This window comes from Winogradskyella eckloniae, from assembly GCF_013249045.1.
Classification (GTDB): domain Bacteria; phylum Bacteroidota; class Bacteroidia; order Flavobacteriales; family Flavobacteriaceae; genus Winogradskyella; species Winogradskyella eckloniae.
This window is the reverse complement of sequence record NZ_JABRWP010000002.1, coordinates 283572-307221: the sequence shown is the minus strand read 5'-3', so window position 1 is coordinate 307221 and position 23650 is coordinate 283572. Positions and strand designations below refer to the sequence as shown.

18 protein-coding genes are annotated in these 23650 nt (G+C 32.6%); 5 read left to right on the top strand and 13 right to left on the bottom strand.

Going from position 1 to position 23650, the window contains the following annotated elements:
- Nucleotides 1-2: 2 nt before the first annotated feature.
- Entirely contained in the window at nt 3-1454 is a 1452-nt protein-coding gene (locus HNV08_RS04290; protein ID WP_173279937.1) for an arginine decarboxylase, read from the bottom strand.
- Nucleotides 1455-1944: 490 nt separating this feature from the next.
- Between HNV08_RS04290 and HNV08_RS04285 the strand changes: the two genes are divergently transcribed.
- The 4 genes from HNV08_RS04285 to HNV08_RS04270 all read left to right on the top strand — a co-directional run bounded on the left by HNV08_RS04285 (nt 1945) and on the right by HNV08_RS04270 (nt 4939).
- Nucleotides 1945-2448, top strand: coding sequence for a TlpA family protein disulfide reductase (locus HNV08_RS04285; protein WP_173279936.1), 504 nt, complete (start codon nt 1945-1947; stop codon nt 2446-2448).
- An 8-nt stretch (nt 2449-2456) separates the two neighbouring features.
- Complete coding sequence (locus HNV08_RS04280) at nt 2457-3218, top strand: thioredoxin family protein (RefSeq protein ID WP_173279935.1); 762 nt, start codon at nt 2457-2459, stop codon at nt 3216-3218.
- A 226-nt stretch (nt 3219-3444) separates the two neighbouring features.
- Nucleotides 3445-3879, top strand: coding sequence for a carboxypeptidase-like regulatory domain-containing protein (locus tag HNV08_RS04275; RefSeq protein ID WP_173279934.1), 435 nt, complete (start codon nt 3445-3447; stop codon nt 3877-3879).
- Between the two features lie 37 nt (nt 3880-3916).
- Complete coding sequence (locus HNV08_RS04270) at nt 3917-4939, top strand: transglutaminase domain-containing protein (RefSeq protein ID WP_173279933.1); 1023 nt, start codon at nt 3917-3919, stop codon at nt 4937-4939.
- A gap of 4 nt (nt 4940-4943) precedes the next feature.
- Here the strand turns inward: HNV08_RS04270 and HNV08_RS04265 are convergent, their stop codons facing one another.
- The 8 genes from HNV08_RS04265 to HNV08_RS04230 form a co-directional block, all read right to left on the bottom strand.
- A complete protein-coding gene (locus HNV08_RS04265) occupies nt 4944-5786 on the bottom strand; it encodes a pseudouridine synthase (RefSeq protein WP_173279932.1) in 843 nt (280 codons plus the stop codon).
- 41 nt (nt 5787-5827) lie between these two features.
- Nucleotides 5828-6775: a carbon-nitrogen hydrolase family protein gene (locus tag HNV08_RS04260; RefSeq protein WP_173279931.1), complete on the bottom strand. Its 948-nt coding sequence runs from the start codon at nt 6773-6775 to the stop codon at nt 5828-5830.
- Nucleotides 6776-7678, bottom strand: coding sequence for a geranylgeranylglycerol-phosphate geranylgeranyltransferase (locus tag HNV08_RS04255; RefSeq protein WP_173279930.1), 903 nt, complete (start codon nt 7676-7678; stop codon nt 6776-6778).
- Between the two features lie 85 nt (nt 7679-7763).
- Nucleotides 7764-8693, bottom strand: coding sequence for a mevalonate kinase family protein (locus tag HNV08_RS04250; RefSeq protein ID WP_173279929.1), 930 nt, complete (start codon nt 8691-8693; stop codon nt 7764-7766).
- A gap of 34 nt (nt 8694-8727) precedes the next feature.
- Nucleotides 8728-9822, bottom strand: coding sequence for a diphosphomevalonate/mevalonate 3,5-bisphosphate decarboxylase family protein (locus tag HNV08_RS04245; RefSeq protein ID WP_173279928.1), 1095 nt, complete (start codon nt 9820-9822; stop codon nt 8728-8730).
- 6 nt (nt 9823-9828) lie between these two features.
- Nucleotides 9829-10362: a DUF1697 domain-containing protein gene (locus tag HNV08_RS04240; RefSeq protein ID WP_173279927.1), complete on the bottom strand. Its 534-nt coding sequence runs from the start codon at nt 10360-10362 to the stop codon at nt 9829-9831.
- Nucleotides 10362-11594, bottom strand: a complete 1233-nt coding sequence (locus tag HNV08_RS04235; RefSeq protein ID WP_173279926.1) for a BaiN/RdsA family NAD(P)/FAD-dependent oxidoreductase — start codon at nt 11592-11594, stop codon at nt 10362-10364. Before HNV08_RS04235 ends, HNV08_RS04240 begins: the two co-directional genes overlap by 1 nt.
- An 87-nt stretch (nt 11595-11681) precedes the next feature.
- A complete protein-coding gene (locus HNV08_RS04230) occupies nt 11682-15365 on the bottom strand; it encodes a metallophosphoesterase (protein WP_173279925.1) in 3684 nt (1227 codons plus the stop codon).
- A gap of 244 nt (nt 15366-15609) precedes the next feature.
- Between HNV08_RS04230 and HNV08_RS04225 the strand changes: the two genes are divergently transcribed.
- Nucleotides 15610-16824 (top strand): Pycsar system effector family protein, encoded by a 1215-nt coding sequence (locus tag HNV08_RS04225; RefSeq protein WP_173279924.1) that lies wholly within the window; start codon nt 15610-15612, stop codon nt 16822-16824.
- 4 nt (nt 16825-16828) lie between these two features.
- Here the strand turns inward: HNV08_RS04225 and HNV08_RS04220 are convergent, their stop codons facing one another.
- The 4 genes from HNV08_RS04220 to HNV08_RS04205 all read right to left on the bottom strand — a co-directional run bounded on the left by HNV08_RS04220 (nt 16829) and on the right by HNV08_RS04205 (nt 23627).
- Nucleotides 16829-19201 (bottom strand): GAF domain-containing protein, encoded by a 2373-nt coding sequence (locus tag HNV08_RS04220; RefSeq protein ID WP_173279923.1) that lies wholly within the window; start codon nt 19199-19201, stop codon nt 16829-16831.
- A 108-nt stretch (nt 19202-19309) separates the two neighbouring features.
- Nucleotides 19310-19780, bottom strand: coding sequence for a hypothetical protein (locus HNV08_RS04215; protein WP_173279922.1), 471 nt, complete (start codon nt 19778-19780; stop codon nt 19310-19312).
- Nucleotides 19781-19804: 24 nt separating this feature from the next.
- Nucleotides 19805-21925: a glycoside hydrolase family 97 protein gene (locus HNV08_RS04210; protein ID WP_173279921.1), complete on the bottom strand. Its 2121-nt coding sequence runs from the start codon at nt 21923-21925 to the stop codon at nt 19805-19807.
- Nucleotides 21926-21950: 25 nt separating this feature from the next.
- Nucleotides 21951-23627, bottom strand: a complete 1677-nt coding sequence (locus tag HNV08_RS04205) for an alpha-amylase family glycosyl hydrolase (protein WP_173279920.1) — start codon at nt 23625-23627, stop codon at nt 21951-21953.
- Between the last annotated feature and the right edge of the window lie 23 nt (nt 23628-23650).

Here is a 23650-nt window from a genome sequence, read left to right as displayed (position 1 = left end):
CTCTAAATTTTATTTTCTAAAAGTTCTTTTGACGTAATTATTGTAGATTCTTTTGTCTCAGTTTCATAACCCAAAATGCCTAATAAATTTTCACTCTTTTGCTGCTCTGCAAATACACGAGTACTTAAATTGCCTTCTGCATCTTTCTGAATTAAAACATGCTTTGGTGTTGGAATTAAACAATGTTGTAATCCACCAAAACCGCCAATGGTTTCTTGGTACGCTCCTGTGTTAAAAAAGCCAATATATAAAGGTTTGTCTTTATTATACTTTGGTAAATAAATGGCGTTAACGTGTTGCTCACTGTTATAATAATCATCGCTATCGCACGTTAAACCTCCTAAAAGTACACGCTCGTAACTATCATTCCAACGATTAATGGGCAACATCACAAAACGTTTATTAATTGCCCAAGTATCTGGTAATGTTGTAATGAAAGAGGAGTTTATCATGTTCCATTTTTCACGGTCGTTCTGTTGCTTTTGGTAAAGTATTTTATAAATAGCACCTCCACTTTCGCCTACTGTGAAACTTCCAAATTCAGTAAAAATGTTAGGTACATCTACCTCTTCTTCCTCACAAACCAATTTAATTTGATTTACAATTTCGTCTACCATATACGCATAATCAAAATCGAAAGCCAACGAATTTTTAATAGGAAAACCACCTCCTATATTTAAACTATTTAATGATGGACAAATTTTCTTTAAAGCTGTGTAGACTTTTAGACATTTGTGCAACTCATTCCAGTAATATGCGTTATCTCTTATGCCTGTGTTAATGAAAAAGTGTAACATTTTTAGCTCTACTTTTTTATTATCTTGAATTTGAGATTTGTAAAAAGGCACAATGTTTTTATAACCAATTCCTAAACGCGAGGTATAGAATTCAAACTTTGGTTCCTCTTCGGAAGCAATTCTAATACCAACTTGAAACTTACCGTTTATTTCTTCTGATAATAAATCTATTTCCTCGTAATTATCAATTATAGGAATACAGTTTTTATGACCATCATTAATTAGCTCAGCTATATTTGTAATGTACTTTTCGCGTTTAAAACCATTACTTAACACGTACGTGTTATTGGTGATTTTTCCCTCTTTTTTAAGCGCACGTACAATATCAATATCAAAAGCTGAAGAGGTTTCAATATGAATATCGTTCGTTAAAGCTTCATCTAAAACGTGTTTAAAGTGTGAACTTTTTGTACAATAACAATAGTTGTATTCACCCTTGTAATTGTGTTTCTTAAACGCTTCAGCAAACCACGTTTTTGCACGCTGAATGTTATTAGAAATTTGAGGTAAATACGTAAATTTCAAAGGTGCTCCATGCTCTTCAACCAATTTCATAAGGTCTACATTATGGAAACGTAAAGATTTGCCTTCAAGTTTAAATTCGTCTTGAGGAAAGTGAAAGGATTGATCAATAAGATCAATGTATTTATTATTCATGATGTAATTATGATAAAATTCCCAACGTATGGGACTTAAAGTATGTAAATTAAAAAATATATGCGTAAAACTCCGTTAAGGTTACGTTATATCATACCTGAATTTGGCTTTGTGTAGTTGGTACAAAACCATAAATATGCTGACTAGCAGCTATCGCAGAAGCGGAAGTTAGCTCTAAAATTCGGTTACTTAACCTATAAGCTGCTTTTGAATATGACTTCCTAATTTTCAAAAGCCCGAACATAAAAACATGTTTCAATTGTTCAGCTAAAAACTGGCTTTAAAATCTTAAATTAAATTAACACCAATTTTCGCCGCAAATGTAATTTATTTTTTAATAAAAAAAACATTTTTTATTTTTTTTTAAACACCTCATTTTATGGTCTTAATACGACTCAAAACTGCATGTTAGTATAAATTTTGAAATAAATATATATTCAATTAAACTTTTTTCCTCAATCTAAGTCTAATGAATGAATAATACTATTTAATGATTACTACACTTAAAAAACTATTCCTTTTTACGCTCATAATTTGTTTTATCACCTCATGTGATTCTACAAAAAAACTTCAGATTTCAGAAGTTCCTGTATATAATTTTGAAGAATTAGAGCCATTACTATATACCGAACAAAGCAAAATAACTATTGTGAATTTTTGGGCGATGTGGTGTGCACCTTGTGTAAAGGAATTGCCATATTTACAAGAATACGCCAATAAAAACGCAAACATAGAACTGTTATTAGTGAGTCTAGATTTTCCTAAAGACATTGACACACAACTTAAACCCTTTTTATTAGAACAAAATATTACTACAAAGGTGGTACTATTAGATGATCCTGACTCAAATACTTGGATAGACAAAATAGATCCCAATTGGTCGGGAGCTATTCCATTTACAATAATCTTTAACCATGAAAAACGTTTATTTTACGAACGCCCTTTTGAAAATATTAACGACTTAGAAAACGAAATTTACCAAAACTTTAATTAATAAATAGAATGAAAAAAATAAGTGTATTCATAGCCGCTGTTGTTATATCCACAACTGCTCTAGTATCTTGTAAAGACAAAGCTAGTAACTCTGCCGAAACAATTACTGAAAACCAAAAACACGATCCTAATGGTCATCCTCCAAAAGGACATCCACCAAAGGGAAAAGGCGATAGAAAAGGACCACCTCCTGGTGGTGGTCATGGCCCAGAACAAACTAAAACTTTAGAAGAGATTGGTGGTTATAAAATTGGCGATGTTGCAACCGATTTTAACCTTAAAAACGTCAATGGTGAAATGGTTTCATTAGCTAGTATAGACAATGCAAAAGGTTATATAGTCACTTTTACTTGTAACGAATGTCCTTTTGCTAAACTTTATGAAGACCGTTTAATAGAATTGCACAACGCATATGCACCTAAAGGCTATTCTGTTATTGCTATTAATCCTAATAGTCCAGAAAATGAAAAAGAAGGTTTTGCAGCAATGCAAACACGCGCAAAAGACAAAGGTTTTCCATTTGTATATTTAGTAGATGAAGGACAAAAAATATACCCTCAATATGGTGCTGTAAGAACACCTCATGTATTTTTATTAGATAGTGAAAGAAAAGTACAATACATTGGCTCAATTGATGACAACGCTAAATCGCCAGAAAACGTAAAAGTAAAATACGTTGAAGATGCCATTGCTGCATTAGAAAAAGGGGAAAAGCCAAGTCCAAACCTTACAAAAGCCATTGGTTGCCCTATAAAAGCAAGCACCATGTAAAACGAAAATTTGATTGATTGATAGTAAAGTACTCGAGTTTTAAATGTAACGAGAGTACTTTTTTTTATTTAAAATTTTAAATACAACGTAGCTCGTGTTCATACTACATGAAGCGCGTCACTTACCAAAAACACGACTTTACGAACTCATAGGTTGCTGTTACTCAAAACTATTATTAACTTGTAAGCATAACATCTAGATTTGAAGAAAACAAAACACAGATATTATGAAACAACATGTCACATTACCGCAAAAAAAACATTTAACAACCTTTAGCTTTATTAGTTTATTGATACTTACTTTGTTTGTTAGTCATCCTACATTCTCTCAGACTAAAAACGAAAACAACTCGAAATCGATTACAAAGGAACGCACAATTAAAGGCATCGTTAGCGACGAAACAGATGTGCTACTTGGTGTAAACATTGTGCAAGAAGGCACAGTTAATGGCACAACAACTAATGAAAAAGGCGAATTTACATTTCCTAAAAAATTAAATGTAGGCGATGTTTTACTTTTTAGTTACATCGGTTATGAAACTCAAAAAGTAGAAATAAAAGAAGACACTTCGTTTATTACTGTAAAATTAACTTTAGATGATGTAACTATGATTGGCACCTTAGATACTGGTAAACCATACAAATCTAAACGAAAGGATTAATTACAACATCCATAAACATCATTGGTCCAATACTTAGATGCGTTATTTAAAAACGATTGTAAATATATTGCTCTTCATTATTGCGAAACATTCTTTTGCACAAATCTCTGATTTTAATCATATAGATTTTAAAAAAGCAGATAGCATAGCTTTGTCTTACAACAATGAAGGGCTTTATAATTTACCAAAATTAGCTTATCAACTGACGTGTAATTTAGACACAGATGCTGAAAAATTTAGAGCTATTTACTTTTGGGTTTGTCATAATATTTCAAATAATTATAGTTTGTATTTAAGAAACAAACACCAACGTCATCGTTTTAAAAATGATAGTATAAAACTTAAAAATTGGAATAAAAACTTCAAAAAAAAGCTGTTTAAAAAATTACTTAAAAATAACACTACAATTTGTACGGGTTACGCTTACTTAGTGAGAGAACTAGCCAAACTAGCCAACATAGAATGCAACATTATTCAAGGTTACGGAAGAGTAAGCACAACAAATATTGAAACATTAGACCTACCCAATCATTCGTGGAATGCCGTAAAACTCAATAAGAAATGGTACTTATGCGATCCCACTTGGGCTAGTGGAATTCCTAACCCAAAGACAAATCATTTTAGCTTTCAATACAACGATGGTTTCTTTTTAGCTGAACCAAAACTGTTTGCAGTTAATCATTTTCCGGTTGAAGCAAAATGGTCGCTTTTAGAAGATAATGCGCCTACGTTTAATGCATTTTTAGCAGCGCCAATCATTTATGGCAAAGCCTATGAAAGTTTAGATCAACATACGCTTCCTAAACAAATGCATCAAACTATTAAGCGTTTTGAACATGTTCGGTTTGAATATCAACTTAAAAAACCGATTCAACCTAAGGATGTTGTATTTAAAATTGATAATGGCACAAGCATTGAAAACATTATACCTATGCCTATTTCTGTTCTAAATTCTACCTTAAAAATAGAACATCAATTTACAAAAAAAGGTTTTTATGATGTACACTTATATCTAGAAGAGCACTTAATATCTACCTATACATTTAAAGTAGAAGACTAAACGCTTATATCATTTTTAACGTGTTAACCTCTTGCTCTGTAAGATGTTTCCAATGACCACGAGGAATATCCTTTTTGGTTAAATGACCAATAGCCACACAATCTATTTTTACAATATCATAGTTAAAATGGTCAAAAATAGTACGAAGAATGGTATTTCCGGTATTTTTAATCTTAATGCCTACTTGATTTTTAGACTCATCTTGTATGTAACTAATCTCTTCCACAGCCACTAGTTTTCCATCAACCTTAAACCCTTCTTGAATTCTTTTTAAATCTTCGAATTTTAAGTTTTTATCTAATTCTACCTGAAACAATCGCGCAACACCATTTTTAGAATTAGTGAATTTCTGAACCACTTTATCATCATTTGTAAACAACAATAAGCCTAAAGAATTTCTTCCTAATCGACCAATAGGTTTAATATTTGCATTAGTTGCATTGGCGACTAAGTCCATAACTGTTCGGCCTTTTCCTTCTGCTGTTGTCGTAGCAAATCCTTTAGGTTTGTTTAGTAAAACGTACACTTTAGCTTCTGGAGTAATTCGTTGTCCGTCAAACTTTACTTCGTCTGTACGTTTAACTTTGTAACCCATTTCGGTTACAATTTTTCCGTTAACACTTACTAAACCAATGGCTATATTTTCATCAGCTTCTCTACGCGAACACATACCAGAATTGGCGATATATTTATTTAATCTGATTTCATCAGAATTTGTTCCTTGCTTTGCAGCTTTTGGTTTCTTTTTAAAAGGAGCGTTTCCTCTAGCATAACTTTTGTTTTTGCTATTAGCATTTCCTCTTCCTGAAGTTTTCCCTTTGCCTTTGCTATCTTGATTTCTGCTCATGTTTTAACTTTTTGCAAAGGTATAACAATAGTTGATATTAACTACTTAATTTCTACAGTTGTTTGTCGTTCTCTATTTACGGTAAGCTTGGTAACATCTGGTCTGGAATAGTGTCCAACTGGATCAAAATTTTGACGTTCTTCTAAAACTCTATTAAAATCTATTGATTGAATTATTAAACCTTCTTTATGTAAAACAGGCTCTACAATCCACTCACCATCAGGACCTGCAATACAGCTTCCGCCATTAGCTAGAATTTTTGGTGCTTTGTTTAAAATTGCATCTCTATGTGGTGTATCCTTTGAGAAATCTGCTGTAGACATTAAACTAGACACTGAAACGACATAAGACCTAGATTCTTTTGCTATAAAACGAGTAATATCTTTAGTATTGTGATCACTACCTGGCCATACAGCAATGTGTAAATTTTCACCTTGTCCATACAATGCGGTTCGTGGTAATGGCATCCAGTTTTCCCAACAATTAAGACCTCCAACTGTAAAGTCTTTTAACTTATGTACACGTAATCCGTTACCATCACCTGGTGCCCAAGTGAGGCGTTCATCATAAGTGGGTTGTAATTTTCTATGAACAGATTGTATTTCGCCTTTGTTATCAATATACACTAATGAGGCATAGATACTATGACCTCCTCTATCTGTTGGCCGTTCTATGATACCAAGGTATATTGCTATTTTGTGACGTCTCGCTAGTTGGCATACAACGTCTAATTCACCATGTTCTATACAAATAGAGTTTCTTACGTAATGCGCATGCAATTCTTTGTTTACCGTTTTATCCCATGCTGCTCCTTCGGTTAAGGCCAACCAAAACGGATAACCTGGTAATAAAGCTTCACCAAAAACAATAAGTTCACAGTGTTCCTTTGCAGCTTCTTCAATTGCCGTTTTAACTTTGAGCAATGTTGCACTTTTATCTAACCAAACTGGCGCAATTTGAGCCATCGCTATTTTTAAAGTATTATTCATTTATATACGATTTAAGACTACAGAGACATCTATTAATAAAATGGAAAATATACCAACAACAATAATAAATTTTAAAATATTATGTAAAATTAAGTAATGTGGCTTCTTATTAGATTTTAGTAATATGATAAAGTAGATGAGTAATAACACTATACTTAGGTAAAAGTAATAATACATATGCCCTATTTTAAAAAAACTAATGAGCAATAATGCTGATATAATTGTAAATACACCGACAACGGTAAGCATACGTTTTGATACTTGTTCTCCATAAACCACGGGAACGGTTCTATAATTTAATGCCAAATCGCCTTTTAAGTTTTCTAGATCTTTTGTGAGTTCTCTCATGGACACTATTAAAAACAAAAAGACGCCATGTGCAAAAACGACTCTTTCAAAATTTTTATAATATATAAAAAGAACAAAAAACGGCGTAACCGTTAATATTGCAGATACTAAATTACCAACTATAGGTTGTTTTTTTAAACGATGCGAATACAACCAAATAGCAAAAATATATAAGGCAAAAAACAAAACTGCTTTAAAGGACACATAACTGGCAAAAACAACAGCTAAAAAATTTAAAATAAAGTAGAACGATAATTTGGTATTTTGACTCACTAACCTATCTAACATAGATTTTCTAGGCTTGTTTATTAAATCTTTTTCGGAGTCATAAAAATTATTGATAATATACCCAGAAGCAATTGTTGCGGTAGACGCTAACACCAACATTAGTAGATTGACATCTAATAAAACGGATTTTAAAGGTTTGTAATGTGCAAAAATGTAAACTGAAGCCAAATATTGTGCAACAACAACGACTAAAATATTATAACCTCTAACTACTGAAAATAGGCTGAAAAATTTTATTAATATGTGTTTCTGCCGTCTAGATAACATGGTTTCACTGCGCAAATTTCTGTCAAAATACCCTAAAACACACTTAGTAAAATTAAGTTGGACTTTGCATATTTAACATTGAAAATTAGAAATTATAAACAATCTCTAATTTTTGTCCTTTTAAAGCTTCTTTAGCCTTTTCAATGTTTTCAGTAAACCCAAGGATATAACCACCACCACCAGAACCGCATAGTTTTAAATAGTAGTCGTTAGTTTCAATTCCTTTTTTCCATAACTCATGAAACTGAGACGGAATCATTGGTTTAAAGTTATTAAACACCACCTTAGATAATTGCTTAGTGTTTTTAAATAAAGACTTAAGATCTCCTTTTAGAAAATCATCTACACAAGCATCTGTATGCTTAATAAATTGATCTTTTAGCATACTACGAAACCCTTCATTCTTCATGTTTTCCATAAAAATGCTAACCATTGGAGCGGTTTCACCTACAATGCCACTGTCTAATAAAAACACAGCACCTTTTCCATCGGTTTGTTGCGACGGAATACCTGTAGCTTCAATATTATCTTTAGAATTAATTAAAATAGGAAGGCTTAAATAGCTATTTAATGGATCTAAACCAGAAGATTTACCATGAAAGAAAGATTCAATTTCAGAAAAAATAGCCTTTAACTTTAGTAACTTTTCTCGTGTAAGGTTTTCTAAAACAGTAATCTTATCTGATGCATACTTATCGTAAATCGCTGCGACTAATGCGCCACTACTTCCTACGCCATAACCTTGAGGTATAGATGAATCAAAGTACATACCAGCATCAACATCGCTTTGTAATTTTTCTATATCAAACGATACTAAGTCTTTGTCTAATTTAGCTAAATAACGAACAAAACGTTTTAAACTTGCGTTAGAATCTATAGCCTCTTTAGATGGATTTTCATCCATCTTTAATGCGCCATTATAAAAATTATAAGGTATAGATAAGCCTTTAGAATCTTTGATGATTCCGTATTCTCCAAATAAAAGAATCTTTGAATAAAATAGTGGTCCCTTCATGTAGTATTGTCAATTACTTTAACAAATATACGTATTATAATTGTATTTGGTTTGCACCTTGCCCAATTTGATCACATATGTAATGTCCATTCTGGCAATAGGTTACCAATTCATTTTTAATAAATTCGATAACATTTTGCTTTTCACTTTCTGGATATAAGACATGTACATTTGCACCTGCATCTAACGTAAAACATACCTTAGAATCTGTTTGCGCTCTATAAGCCCATATTTTATTAATAATTTCTAATGTATTTGGTTTCATTAGTATAAAATAAGGTAAACTCGTCATCATCATTGCATGTAAGGTTAACGCTTCGCTCTCAACTATTTTAATGAATTCATTTAAATCGCCAGTCGCCAATACCGTTTTGAGATTTGCAATGTTTACATGCGCTTGTTTAAACCGTTCCTCAGCAAATGGATGTCCATACATTAATTGATGACCAACCGTACTACTCACTTGCTTTTCGCCTTTATCTACCAATAAAATGGTGTCTTGATAATTTTTAAAAACTGAATGTACATCTGCTTCAAATTTGGTTCCGTATAAATCAGAACTATTTGAAACGCTATCATTTTTTCCCCAAACTACTAGTTCGCCTTCAATACTTCGGCAGGCACTACCTGATCCTAACCTTGCTAAAAAGGACGCTTTTTTATTAAAATACGCTTGATCATTGGTACTATTACCTTGAGTTGTGAGTTTTTTTTCAATACTCATTAAACACAAAGCTATTGCACTCATTCCTGATGCAGACGATGCTATACCAGAACTGTGCGGAAACGTGTTTGATGTTTCAATTTTAAAATGAAAGGCCGTTAAAAATGGCATATAACTTTCTATGCGTTCAAAAAAAGTTTGAATTTTAGGTTTAAACGCTTCATTTTTATTGCCTTCAAAAAACACATCAAAACTAAACCCTTTAGAATCCTTCTTTGTATATGTAATTTCAGTGATTGTTTTACAATCTGAAAGTGTAAAACTAATCGATGGATTTTCTGGAATTTGATGCTTCTTTTTTCCCCAATACTTTACCAAAGCTATATTACTTGGTGAAGTCCATTTTACGGAACCGTTATCTATATTAGCATTGTAATTTTTAAGAATAAAGTCTTGCTCTGTCATTGCGAATTAAATATCTGACAAAGATAACAGTTTTAGCATTGTTTTATAATTTCTTGCTGTTGCATTGACACTTAAATGTTTTTCAAAATAACTAAGATTAAATTTTGCACGACCATAACCTTTAGCACAATACAGATAAATACAATCGTTAATAATCACATATTCATCATCTGGATATGTTTTTTGAGAAGCTTCAATAACTTTAGTTTTATCAGGAATTTCACTGAGAACTGCAAAGTAACTTAGTTCCTTTTTGTCTTTAGCAAATGGACAGTTGTTAAAAATGAACTCTAATGCTTCCCGTGTTTTCACAAAAACAGGAATGTCAAAACCAAAATGATCCAATAACAGCGTCTTTAGATTTTGTGCAATGGTTACCTCATCCTTTATGGACGTTTGAAAAATAACATTACCACTTTGTATATAAGTCTTTACGTTTTCTAATCCTGAATTAGACAATAATGTTCGTAGCTCAGCCATGGGAACTTTTTTGTGTCCTCCAACATTTATACCTCGTAAAAGAGCGATATATGTATTCATTATTTAGTAATTGATTGAGAGACAATATAGGCACCTGTCCAGGCATTCTGAAAATTAAAACCTCCTGTTACAGCATCTACATTAATGACTTCACCTGCAAAATATAAATTAGGAATACGTTTACTCTCAAAAGTTTTAAAGTTAACTTCTTTTAAATCTACACCTCCTGCAGTTACAAACTCCTCTTTAAACGTACTTTTTCCTGTTACCTCAAAAACGGCTGATGTTAGTTGTAATGCTAAATTTTCTATTTGCGCTTTATTTACCTCTGCCCAACGTTCTGTTTCATTTATTTTTGATGCTAAAACGAGTTGTTTCCAAAGTCGTTTAGGCAAATCAAATTGTGTTGCGTTGATAACTGTTTTTTTAGCAAATTCTTGCTTATAACTTTTTAGTGCGTCAGTACAACTATTAACATCTAGGCTAATAAAATTTACTTCAATTTTAAAATTATAGTTCCTTTTTGCCAACGCTACAGCTCCAAAAGCAGAAAGTTTTAATATAGCTGGAGCACTCATACCTACATGTGTTATTAACAGCGGTCCACTAGATTCTAAATTGGTTTCTACGACTTTAATTTCAGTATGCTTTGCCACTACGCCAGGTATATCCTTAATGCGTTTATCTTTTATATCAAACGTAAATAATGAAGGTACTGGTGGAATAATAGTGTGCCCTAAATCTTCTAATAATTTCCAAATTTTAGGATTGCTACCAGTTGCCACAACTAAGGCATTACAAGTTAAAGCTCCTTGATTCGTTTCAATCTTAAATCGAGGTGCATCAATGTCGCTTTGCAACATTGGTTCAATTGATTTTACCGCATGATTATACAACACCTCTACATGGTGTTTTTGTGCTTGATCTAAAAAACAATCAATAATTGTTTGGGAAGAATTAGACACAGGAAACATTCTACCATCATCTTCAATCTTTAATGCTACACCACGCGCTTCAAACCACGCTATTGTATCACCAGTCATAAACTGATGAAATGGACCAAGCAGTTCTTTTTGACCTCGCGGATAATTCAACGTTAATTCTGAAGGTATAAACTCAGCGTGCGTTACGTTACATCTTCCGCCTCCTGATATTTTTACTTTTTGCAAACCCTCTTTGCCTCGTTCTAAAATAGTAACAGACAAATGCGGTTGCTGTTCGGCAATATTTATTGCTGCAAAAAAACCTGCCGCACCTCCTCCAATGATTATTATATCGCTATGTGTACTCAATCTTATATTTTAAAAATATAAAACTACAATGATATACTTCAAAAGAAGAATTTTATAGTATTTATTGTAACGAATGAATATGATTTTTTAAAACTCAAAACCTATTCTAAATGCTAATCGCAAACCTTCATTACTATCAAAGGCAGACATGTTTAATGTAAATAAATCTGCTGCATTCGCAAAAATACCACCACCAAATGCCTTATGCCATGTATGAGAAGTCTCATTTTTTATCCAAACTCTTCCGTAATCAAATCCTCCATAAAACCCAAGTTTTAGAGGCATAACACTTGTTCTTACTTTCTTTAGATTGAGTCGTAAATCTGTACTTTGCACAAAGGCGTTTTGCCCATTAAATCTTTGGTTTCTAAAGCCTCGTAATCCATTGTCTGCTCCTATAGTTGCACCTTGATAAAATTCATAGTTATCGCCAAAATTAAGATGTCCTCTCAATTTAGTTGCTAAAACCAATTGACCTTGAGGTTCTAATTTATAGTCAAAACCCAGTTCTGGAATCAAATACCCAAACCCTTTGGATGTATCAATATTATTTCTAAAGCCTGTTTGCACACTAAATAACATACCTAACGTAGGGAAAGCTTCATTATCTCTATGCTCAAATTTATAAGTGGCATCTGCGCCATAAAAATTATTAGAAACTTCGGTATTATTGCCGATTACCTGATCATTTATAAATCTACCCTCAGTATCTTCTACTTCTATAGATTCTACGGTTACTCCAAATTTAAAACTTGCGCCATACCTGCCTTTCCATTTTAAAGAAGGTTCAAATTTTAGAGTTCTTAGCTTCACTCTATTATAATCTAAATCTGCATCTAATCCATCACTAGTGTCTGCCGCTGGATTATTTGATTCATTTCCACTTCCAAAATAATTAAAAGCGTAATTAGGACTTGTAAAATAGGCATCGAGCCCTAAATTAAAGTGCCCTACAACATTAGCAAATTCGCCTTTATAATTTAATTCAAAGCCTTCGGTTGCAAAATAATAGGATGCTGCAAATTGATGTTGTGATGTAAATGGATTTCGTTCAAAACCATAGGTTGTATACACATCTACAAATCCGATTTTAATTCCATCATCTGGATTTGCGCCTACAGAAGGTATAAGTTGATTGGTACTATTTTTTAATTTTTTATAATTATATACATTGGTTAAATAATCATCGGACAGTTTTTTTCTACCCTTATTCGTAACCACTGTATTAGTTTTGGATTTATAATCGTAAAACTTAACACGCTTTCCGTTTTCTATATTATAGGTGTCATTGTTTTGCCCACCAACTAAGATTACTTTAATAAAACCATCACCTTCGCCTTTAACCTCAAAAACATCATCATCGTCTAACGCGTATATCCAAATTTCTTTAGTTTCATCTCTTGTATAGGTGCGTTGATGAAAAACATCTTGCTTTTTACCTTTTTTAATGCGATAAGCTGTCACCTTAGTTTCTCCGTTTGGCATGCGTTCTACATCAAACCAGTCGTCTTTATTAGTACCTTTAATTACTGCATATTTATTAATTAACTGATAATAACGATCAGAGATTTCTTGAAGATTAGAGCGTCTAGCTTTGAGCTTTGCCTTAATGTCCTTTATAGAATTTTTAGGCATTTCAGATGGCATATTTAAAAAAGCATTTTCAATAACGGCATCTGTAATTCCATCTTGAATCCGTTTTACTTGAGCATCCCAAACCGCTTTATCTGATTCTGCAATTATTTCCATATCTAAAGGGTAAGGTTCTACATTTACGCCTTTTACATCAACCAAATCATCTGAATATTTTCGTAACAAACGTGCTGTTGGCATTAATTTTACAGCTGTACCCAATAAAAATCCATCTGACATTTTAGAGAATGCTTGATCGCGATCTCTAGGCATAGGTCTGTATATTTTTTGTCCGTTTTCTTTAAATTCTATCCAACGCCATTGATCTTGATGTCTATCCCAATCTCCTATTAACATATCAAATAATCGAGCACGTATATATGCAACTTCATCTACTTTAAGGTCTTCATCTTTATGGATTTTATGCATCATATCATCTGTTGATAATAACTTATTTTGAAATCCAAAACTAGCTTGATCGTTATGCCCTTCTGAGGTATGTTCTTCTATCATATAAAGCTCATCGCCATATGCGTCATTATATTGACCTAAACGGTCTTGCTTTGGCACAAAATACAATTCAGGATTTGTATGATAAACACCTACGGCATCCGCTAAATCGCCAATAACCAATGGCGCATATGGATGTGAACCTGTAAAGACATCTAAAATTAAATCTTCTGTTGCCGTATCATCATATTGGCCTTCTATATATTGGTCTTTAAATAAAACCGCTTGTAAATATTGTAAGGCTTGTTTACGTACTGCTCGCATCACATATTGCGTGCCATTTTTAGTTTCTAAACGTAAGGATTTAGACTGATTTCCTCCTCCTTTCTTTACTGGCGTTAAGCCTCCAAAAAGCGTGTCTAACTTAACATTGGGTGCCTTAACTTTGGTACTATACTCCTTTCTATAACGTTCTCCCCAAATAAATTTCCGAAAACCATTAACGTCTGTTTCTTCTTCTGTATAAACCGATGAGACCTTATGACTATCTGTATTTTTAGTGTATGTTTTTGGCGCTAATGGTTTATCTTCTGAAAACACTTCCGTTTCAAAAACAACCGCTTTTTTCTCTGAAGAATAAAAAGACACATGCGCAGATCCGTCTTTATAAATATCTAAGGTTGCATAACCTGGTGTACCATAACCAAAAATACCACTTCCTATATTTCTTACCGCAGAAACTTTTGAGCCAGCACCAGAGATAATTTGATGTAAATTATCTTCAATTAAATATTGCAAATTATGTTCATGACCAGAAACAAAAACCACTTTTTTATTGACTTGTGCTAAGGCTACCAAACGGCTTTTGAGTTCATTATATAATTTATTTTGAAGATCTACATTAGCTATTCCACTTGTTTTTCTAATAACATTTTTTACGGTACCTAATATAGGTGCAGGGCTCATGTGACTCTTAAAACTATATTGCCCTCCATGTGAGCCGTTTGTAAACATAGGATGATGTAATGCAACAATTGTAGTTTTTCCCCTAGCCTTTTTTATTAAGCTATTAAATTCATCTAAAAATGCTAACCTTGTTTTAATCTCGCAATCATCATTAATGGTAGGTTGATCATTCCAATTATTTATATACCAATGTGTATCTACCACTATAAGTTCTATATTTTCTGATATATGTATTTTATCTATTGCGCAACCATTTTCTGGCAAAAAACTATGCTTTCCTAATGCGTCTTCAACTATTTTCTCTTGCGCTTTTAACCCTTTTATATCTGAATACCAATCATGATTCCCAGGAATAAATATAGATTTTCCTTTAAAATTTTCTAGTGCTTTCGTTTGTATTTGAATACGATGCTTAGCAAGTTCGTAACCTTCACTTGATTTTTTTGGCATGCCTTTAGGATAAATATTATCGCCCAAAAAAATGGCCGTACTATTTTTGCTAGCGGTCTCTAATTTTTCCTTAAATGCCTTTAAAGCTTCCGAACTTTCTCCTATGCTTGAGTTCCCAGCATCACCAATTAAATAAAAACTATGTTCAATTTCTTTATTTTCTGGTTTCGGTTTTTCTGACCCTTCTACCACTTGTTTATGCAGAGTTGCACAAGAATTAAAGAAGAATAAAACAACAACCGTAGCCATTGTAAACTTGCGTAAAAATTTCATAGTTCATTTCGTTAGTTAGTCAAAAATACGAATTACGCTAGCCAATTAGAAATTGTTAATTTATGTTTCTTAAAGGCCTTATACAATAACTCTTAAGAATTTCAATCTATAACAAACTGTAATTAAACTAGATAAATTACGTCTACAGTTTAGTAGAAGACATACTGAATACATTACAAAATAAATTTCAATACTTATTTTAGAACATAAAAATTCCTTAATTTTAAATTCTTATACGAGATTTATGGAAAACCTTTTAACGGCTGCTGAGAACTATGTTATCACTTACTTAAATGATAATCTAGACGCATCATTTGTTTATCACAATGTAGCACATACGCAACGTGTTGTTTCTAAAGTTAATGAATTAATTGAAGGCAGCACATTAACAGCTAACGAACAGGAGCAATTGTTAATAGCTGCTTGGTTTCATGATACCGGATTTACAAAAACGATTGTTGGCCATGAACTAGAAAGTGTAAAAATTGCTTCAGAATTTTTAACCGCTCAAAAGGTCTCTGAAGCAACTATTAAAAGTGTTTCTGACATCATTTTAGCGACTCAAATGAATTACCAGCCGACTAACCAATTAGAAGGCTTTATAAAGGATGCAGATTGCGCACATTTATCTAGTAAAAACTACAGCCAATACGCCTCATTGTTAAGAAAAGAATGGGAACTTACTTTGGGTAAAAAAGTATCAAAAGCAGAATGGCTTAAAGAAAATATTGGCTTTTTAACACAACATAGTTTTTGCACGGATTTAGCGACAAAAAAATGGGAAAAACGAAAAGGAAAAAATTTAGCAAATCTATTACAAGATCAAAATAAAATAAAAACAACTACTGATAAATTAAAACAAAAAAAGGCGGAATTAAACTTTAAAAAAGAAAAGTTAGACCTACCAGATCGCGGCATTGAAACCATGTTTAGGGTGGCCTTGAGAAACCATATTACGCTAAGTGATATTGCAGACACAAAAGCTAATATTTTATTATCTGTAAATGCTATAATTATTTCCTTAGTATTGTCTAATCTTGTCTCTAAACTTGACAATCCTTCTAATGATTATTTAATTTGGCCAACATTTATTTTTGCTTTATTTACGGTAGGATCTGTAGTACTTTCAGTTATAGCAACACGCCCTAATATAACAAGTGGAAAATTCACAAAAGAGGATGTGGCGAATAAAAAAGTAAATCTATTATTCTTTGGTAACTTCCATAAAATGAAACTTGAAGAGTTTGAATGGGCTATGGAAGAAATGATGAAAGACAAAGAGTATCTCTATGGCTCTTTAACTAAAGATTTGTACTTTTTAGGACTGGTTCTCAATAGAAAATATAAAATATTACGACTCACATATACTTTTTTTGCCGTAGGAATTGTCGTTAGTGCCATGGCTTTTGCATTAGCTTTTCATTTTTCTGGGCAACAATCACCTATTACAAGTTTATAGCTTTCTAAGCCTTAATTTCTTTCATTAAATCATCATACGTATAGAAGGATTTATCATCTTTGGCTTTATGATACAACACACTAACTCTTATTGCTTTTAAACCAGTAACCGCTTGTAAATCTTGCAATTCTACAATTTCTACATCAGTATCTAAATACTGTTTCGCTTGTAAAAATTTAATATACTGTAAATACTCTATTTCATCCTCTCTTTGAGAATAAACAATACTTAACTTCCCTTTTTGGGTCACTCGTTCATTAGTGCCTTTTATAAAAGCTTTGTCTACTCGTTTTTTTACAATTTCGTACCTGGCATTGTAGGTTCCGTCTACATCAAATTGTTTTTCATCCATTCTAAAACTAATCGATAGCGGCTGATTAAAGACTAATATCATAGAAGCGACATCTAAGGCAACAGGAAAATCTGACTTCATTTGATAATAAGCATTCTCCATTTCTACCATGACTTGTAATTGCCATAGTCTTAAATTATATAAGTAAATTGGGTTAAAACTATCTTCTTTTGTTAATGATTCACCGATATACATATTGTGCTCTACACCATCGGTTTTAAAACGCTCAAAATAATGCGGATACATTTGTTGTGCCTCTACTTGTTTAGCATCTAGTATCGCAGCCATTTCTTTATTGATTTTCAGAATCGTATCGTCATACTGTTTTCTATGATGATATAACGTATCTACATGATTATCAATATGCTTAAAATAGGAATCGATTTCAATTTTTAAATCATCAATTGAATACAAATGTTTTAAAACGGGTTCAATTTCATTTTTAATAAAAACAGATATCTGGTGCTCACTATCAACTTGAAAATGCACATCAACACTCTTTAAAAAGTCTTCAATTTGATAGATATATTGCTCATAAATTGGCAATTTCACTATATTAAAAGCATTTAATAAAATACTTTTTAATTCATTTAGCTGAAGGGACAAATCTCTTTGAGTGGCCCAATTTCTAGCTTCGGATGATCCTTTAATATCAATTTGTCCGTAAAGAGGATAAATATTTTCGAAAACTATTTTGTTAAAATTAGCTTTCTTACCATCCATTTCATCTTTTATAAATTGCTTGGCTTCTTTTTTAAATCTCCAATGCACACTAGAGTGAATAGACGTACATTCCTTTTGTATAATGGCTTCAATTAAATTCGTCTCGTCATTCTTTGAACGCTCCACAGCACTTACAATAAATGGCATAACATCTACCAATTTATTAGCGTTTATACTATTTAATATTTTTGGTTCTTTTGAAACAATTTCTACAACACCCATTAAACCTTCTTTATTGGCTATTGGTGCAAAAATGGCGCTTTTAATTCCTTGTTCATGTAACACTTTAATATGTGGCGCCTTTCCTTGTGATTTCTCAAAAGCTCTATCTACATCAGACACAGAAAAATACTCGTTCTCTCTTAATAACTTATTATAAGACCACTTACACAAAGCATCAGAACAATACTTGCTTTCTAAATTATTGAGCAAATAACTATTAATACCTACACCGTAAACGCGTTCAAAAACATGGTCTTCTGCATTATAAATAGAAAAACCTACTTTGATATTTTTAAGTCCAAATAAGGATTGAAAAATATCATGAAAACCTTCCATAAAGCTCTCCGTTTTTCGTTTACTCTCACCAATCAGTGTGGTCTTAACATTAGAAATGGATTGGTCATCTGTAATATCAAAAATATTAGAAATCACAAACCCTTTGAACATATAACTACCTGGCGGAAATTTCTTTTTCCACAATGCTATATTTTCAAAATTATCTAATAATTCATCATAATCTTGTTTCGTTATTTTAGGAGCATTTTCTGATGGAATTACTTCTGTAAAATCGGCATTATACAGCATTTTATAATAACGAACTACGCCATTAGCATCAGGAATTTCATAAAAAAATGGACGCTTAAAATTAAGCGTATAACCATAACATAAATTTAAAATAACAGCACAGGCGAATATATATTTTTGATCATTGGGCATGTTCTGAATTTGTAAATCAAAATTAGAACCTGCCGTTTTTAGAATACTTTTAAATCGCTCAGATGAGTTAAATGTGAAATTATGAAACGGAATCGATGCTGTTTTAATTTCATTTTTAGTTAGCAAAGGACTAAACGCATCTTGTAACAAGCCTTCAATCTCTTTTTCATAGGTTTTGAATAGTTCAAAGTCACTAAAGCCATCTCTTAGTATAGGATTGTCTTCTGCTATTTTTAGCACACGACGCGCATTAGCTGCAATAAAATCATTATCTGCTGCTATTAACTTTTCATACTGATTTAGTAGCTTATTGAAGCTTACCTTTATATGAAAAGGGGATTCTATGTTATCGTTAATATCCAAAACAAGTGGTTTATGATTAATGCTAAAGCCTATGTTCTGTATTAAGTCGCTTTTGGCAAACACAGCTTACATGAATCTATATCTAAAGTAAAAATACGCTAATTGCGATTAAAATCCTAACTGTCCGTAAGTCCAATTAGACCCATCACTTATAAAGATTAAAGTTTTAGTTTCATCATTGCCATCAGCAGCAGTATCTGCAGTCATAGTAACCGATTTTGTACTTGCTCTACTATCACCAGAATAAAACTCTACACCATTTCCCAAACCTGCCACATAACCATAGGAATAAATTACGGCCGATTCTGAATCGGATACATTTCTTAATATATAAATTCTTCCAGGCACTAAAGTTGCATTAGGAAGAATAAATTCTTCATTTCCAGTTGTTGGTGTTAAATTTAGATAAACACCGTCATCAACAGGTGTGGCAGAACCCATTGGCCCTCCGTTTAAACTTACTACTTTTATGGATAAATTGCCATTAATATCTAATGTGCTTTTTGGGTCGGTAGTACCAACACCCACTTGAGCATTAACACAATGAAAGCACAGTGCCAATACTAGTACTAGTATCACATTTTTCATAATTAATATTAGTTATTATTTAGTTAGTATACTCAAAGCAAAACCACCACCTTCGGCAAGTTCTATAGAGAGCTTTGAGTTTGTATTTAGTTCTATTTTTTCAATGGTAAGATCTAATGGGTTGTCATTCCAATGTGCATTTTTACCATCTTTATAAATTATAGCTTCATAGGTTTTGTCACTGTCTAAAAAACTAAACTCGAGATCTATTGTCCTAGACATTTCATCTGTAATACCACCAACAAACCAATTATTTGTTTCTCGTTCTTGTCTTGCAATAGTCACATAATCACCAACTTCGCCATTTAAAATAAGTGTTTTTTTCCAATTGACACCTACATCTCTGATGAACTGCAAAGGTTTAGGATTAGCTTCATAATGTTCCACTAAATCTGCTGCCATTTGTATAGGACTATAAATTACTACATACAATGCCAATTGCTGAGCAATGGTTGTATTGACCTGATTGTCTTTTTTATATTCATTAAATTTTATATTAAAAATACCTGGCGTATAATCAATAGGACCAGACAACATCCTTGTAAACGCTACAATTGGTAAATGTTCTGGCGGATTGCCACCATCGCTTGCCCATGCATTGAATTCTTGCCCACGCAATCCTTCTCTAGAGATAATATTAGGATATGTTCTACGCAATCCTGTAGCTTTTATTGGCTCATGTGCATTGACAGCGACCTGGTATTTTGCAGCTTTTATTGCCGCATTATTATATTGATTTACCATATATTGTCCATGATGATACTCACCCTTTGGTAGTATTTTACCAACGTATCCAGATTTTACACTATGCATCCCATATTTTTGCATTAAAGCATAGGCTGTATCTTGTTGTTTTTCATAAGTCTCTGTTGCTGCCGAGGTTTCATGATGCATTATTATCTCTACTCCTTTTGCCTTAGCATATTGTGTTACATCGTCTAAATCATAGTCTGGATATGGTGTTACGAAATCAAAAACACCTTCTCTATCTTCAAAGCCTATCCAATGTTCCCAACCAGTATTCCAACCTTCTACTAAAACACCACCAATATTATTTTTTGCAGAAAAATCAATAAATCTTTTCACATTCTCTGTTGTTGCTCCATGTTTTCCATGAGATTTTCCGCCATCGGTCCATGTATTCATGTCTTGTGTCATTCCGTAGTCCCAAGACGACTTTCCTAAATGCATTTCCCACCAAACACCTGTGTACTTCATAGGCTTAAACCATGAAACATCACCTAGTTTATTTGGTTCGTTTAAATTAACAATAAGCTTAGATGCGATTAAATCTGGAGCATTATCTGTAATTTGAATAGTACGCCATGGCGTACTAAAAGGCATTGTTTTCTTTACTTTATAGGGTCTATTTTCCGACCCAACTAAATTACTTCTTAGGTTTAAGTTTACAGTATCTACGGCTAAAGTCATTCCCGAATAATCAATCAAAGCAGCTTCATGAAAACTTAGATGCGTACCATCCTTACCAACCATTGTAACTGGCGTATTTACGGCATTTTCTGGTATGTAGGTTTGCGCCAGATTCTTATGGTTTGCAAATTGTACAGCATCAATTTCTGATAAGTTTGTTGTATTGTACAAATGCTCGTAAATATCCCAATCACCAGGAATCCAAAACGTTTTATAGTCTTCTGTTAAGTTAAATTCTGTATGCTCTTCAGTGATATAAATATCGCCTTTTAGTTTAGGTTGTTCTGGGAATTCATATCTAAAACCAATACCATCATCATAGACCTTAAAAATGATTTGTAATAACCGTTCTGCACCATTGGTTTCTTGTAGAGTTACGTTTAATTCATTATAATTATTTACAACATCTAACTGCTCTCCCCATGGCATTTGCCAGGTTTCATTAAATGAAGAACTGACCGTTTTCTTAACTTTAAAATTTGTCTTAAAGTCAGGCACATCTTTAAACTCAAAACCTAAATAAGATGTATCTACTACTGCTTTATTATTATATGTTACAACATAGAAAGGACGGCCTTCAGAATTAACATTAATATTTACCTCTACCGCTTTGTTTGGCGAAGCTATATTTGTTACTATGTTTTCACTCCCTTGACAAGAGAAGATGATGGATAAAAGTGTAATAACAATAATTCTTATTTTCATAATATTGAATTTAAATATCTATTAATTATTCCCTTTCTATAAGCACAACATTATACTCTGAATCTATTGTAATCTTCCCATTTAATACCGTTGCTTTCTGACCAGAATAAGCGTCTCTAAGCCTTACGCGTTCTTCATAAACCTTTGAAACATCAATAACTTTCTTGCCTTTATTTAAGTCTAAACCTACAACTACTAAATCCTTAAAGTTGTCTTTTTGATAACTTCTATAGAAATAGTATGGCGAAGCGGTAATCATTTGATGCATACCTGCTCCTATTGCTGGATGTTTTGCTCTAAATTGTCCTAATTTTTGCCAATGAGATAAAACATCTTTTGTACGTTTTCTTTTAGCAATAGAATCCCAATTCATCATTGAACGTAACGTAGCATCACCTTCTGTTCCCGGAATTATGAGTGATCTTGAAGACTCATCTCCATAATAGATCTGAGAAGCACCAGGAGCTAATAATAATTTATTCGCGGTTTCAAATGGCTTTTTTCGTTGCGCATCAAATGGTCTACCATCATCATGTGAGCTTAAATAATTTAATGTACCAAAACCTTTTAAATCATTATGTAAGACTGTGTGATAATGCTTAAACAGATCTTCATAATCCTTGTCTTTAGAATTATATTTGAATTCAAAGTTTATTAGGCTCTGAAAACTTGGTGGATCAAAATAATTTACTTTTTTGTCTCCAAAATCGAATTCTTGACCTGTGCTTACGCCATAATTATAGACTTCTCCTACAAGATAAAAATCATTGTCATCTATTACTTTATCTGCGTTATTCTTTTTGTATTCTCCAAAGGCATAGTCACATTCTACTTTAAATTCTGTCCACACATACTCTTCAACATGTTTTACAGTATCTACTCTATAACCATCTATTCCAAATTCTGTAATGTAATCCGTTAGCCATTTCATGATATAAAAACGTGGTGCTCTAGGATGTCCTGTTCGCTCAAAAAAAGCATTAAGCTCATTAATTTCTTTTTCATACCGACCTTCTGACTTCCACTTTTCTACCAACTGTGGTGGTAATTCTACATGGTCATTACTATCTGTTCTTATATCAGGTAAATTAGCCACCAATGTACAACTTATGGTATTTTCATAGGTATCATATGTACATTGTGGATTTGTTCTTACCCATTCACTTGGCCAAACAGGATCTTTTTCTGTAACAGGACCTGTATGATTTATTACAGCATCTAAAACAATTCTAATTCCTCTAGCATGTGCTTCTGTTACCAACTCGTGCAAATCTTCTTTAGTCCCAAAATTAGGATCTATCTTAGTCCAATCTTTTGCCCAATACCCATGAAAACCGTAGGTTACTCCTGTACCTTCATCTGTACCACCATGGATCTGCTCAACAATTGGTGTCATCCAAATAGCATTAACACCTAAATCCGTGAAATATCCTTCTTTAATCTTTTGTGTAACACCTTTAATATCGCCTCCTTTAAAACCTCTAAGTTTTGCTGTTTTTTTTGTTCTATTGAAATTGACATCATTAGAAACGTCTCCATTATTAAATCGGTCAGTTAATAAAAAATAAAGATTAGCACCTTCCCAAACAAATGGAATTTCGGTCGTTTCAGTAGAAGCCTCTAAAATGATTCTATTTTCTGCTGCTTTATTTTTACAACTCAAAATGACAAGAATTAAGGTGAATAAAATTAGTTTTTTCATTGTTGTTTTTGGTTTTAAACCTA